Origin of the sequence: Paracoccus beibuensis, assembly GCF_026162625.1 — a bacterium.
In the GTDB taxonomy this organism is placed as follows: domain Bacteria; phylum Pseudomonadota; class Alphaproteobacteria; order Rhodobacterales; family Rhodobacteraceae; genus Paracoccus; species Paracoccus beibuensis.
Genome location: NZ_JAOTBD010000090.1, coordinates 1 through 1,474, shown reverse-complemented (window position 1 = coordinate 1,474; position 1,474 = coordinate 1). Strand labels below are relative to the sequence as shown.

Genomic DNA, 1,474 nt, shown 5'->3' with positions numbered 1-1,474 from the left:
GTTCGCCCTGAATAAGTCGGAACGACCTGCATTTGCTGGGTGATTGTGCCAAGACGGTAGCGTGGAATTGCAAGGTTTCGTATGCTGAGGCTTGAAACCTTGCGAATTCCGGAGCTGTGATGAAGCCTCATCCGCGCGCTGAAGAGCAGGATGATCTCCTGCGCCCCCGCCTGACCGATATGATCGATCTGCGGCATGAACTGGCGAAACTGGCCGCGCTGATTGACTGGGAGTTCTTCGAGACTGAATGGGCCGGTTTCTTTCCTTCCCCGACGGGCCGTCCAGCCACATCGCCGCGGCTGGTGGCGGGGCTGCTGTATCTTCGGCATGCCTTTCGGTTGTCGGGTGAAGCCGTCGTCGCCCGTTGGGTCGAAAATCCCTATTATCAGCATTTCACCGGCGAAACCTTCTTTCAGCACCGTCCACCGATCGACCCGTCCTCGCTGACCCGGTGGCGCAAGCGGATCGGCGAGGAAGGGGCCGAGTGGCTGCTGACGAAGACGATCGAAGCCGGGCGCAGGTCAGGGACGGTAAAGGATCGCAGCCTGTCGGGTGTCGCAGTGGATACGACGGTGATGGAAAAGAACATCGCCCACCCGACCGATGGGCGCCTGTATGAGAAGGCACGCTGCAAGCTTGCGGCCCTTGCCGATGAAGGCGGGATCACGCTGCGGCAGAACTACAACCGCCTGGCCCTGCAGATCGGGCGGCTCACGCCCATGCCAAGCAGTTCAAGCGCCTGCGCAAGACTCTGAAGAAGCTGAAGGGATACACCGGGCGTGTCCTGCGCGACATTCGCCACCAGTTGGCCGACGTCCCGCAGGGGCCCTTTCGCGAGCGTGTTCTGGACACCCTCGTGCTCGTGGCCGTCTGCTCCATCAGGCGCCCGCAAGCCGCGGCAAGATCTACGCCCTGCACGAACCCGAGGTCGATTGCATCTCAAAAGGCAAGGCCCGCAAGCGATACGAGTTCGGCACCAAGGTCAGCCTGACCACCACCATCGACGAAGGCTTTGTCGTCGGCATGCGCGCCCTGCCGGGCAACCCATACGATGGACACACCTTGCCCGAAGCTCTGGAACAGGTTGCCATCCTGACCGGTCAGACCCCGAACCTGGCCGTTGTCGACCGTGGATATCGCGGCCATCGGGTCTCGGGAACGAAAGTTCTGATCAGCGGCACCCGCCGAGGTCCGACCCCGGCGCTGAAAAAGCTGCTGAGGCGGCGCAGCGCCATCGAGCCAGAGATCGGACACATGAAAACCGACGGCCGCCTGTCGCGCTGCCCGCTGAAGGCACGACCGGCGACGCCATCTTCGCCGTGCTCTGCGGCTGCGGTCACAACATCCGCAAGATCCTCGCCCACCTCAGGGCTTTGTTGGCCTTCATTCTGGCCGCCATATACGCCGCCATCCTGCCGGGGAGCAGGACAGCAACTGGCAATCGCGCCGACGGACAGCGTTGTTCAGCCTGAAC

1 protein-coding gene and 1 pseudogene are annotated in these 1,474 nt (G+C 62.6%); one reads left to right on the top strand and one right to left on the bottom strand.

The features are described 5' to 3' along the window. Positions 1-197, bottom strand: a 197-nt coding sequence (locus OC159_RS19910) for a hypothetical protein (RefSeq protein WP_265502964.1), incomplete at its 3' end; no start/stop codon positions are given. On the opposite strand from OC159_RS19910, the pseudogene OC159_RS19905 reads away from it, so the two are divergent. After that, a pseudogene (locus tag OC159_RS19905) lies at positions 120-1,472 on the top strand (IS5 family transposase). The gene OC159_RS19910 and the pseudogene OC159_RS19905 overlap by 78 nt on opposite strands. The last annotated feature ends 2 nt before the right edge of the window (positions 1,473-1,474 follow it).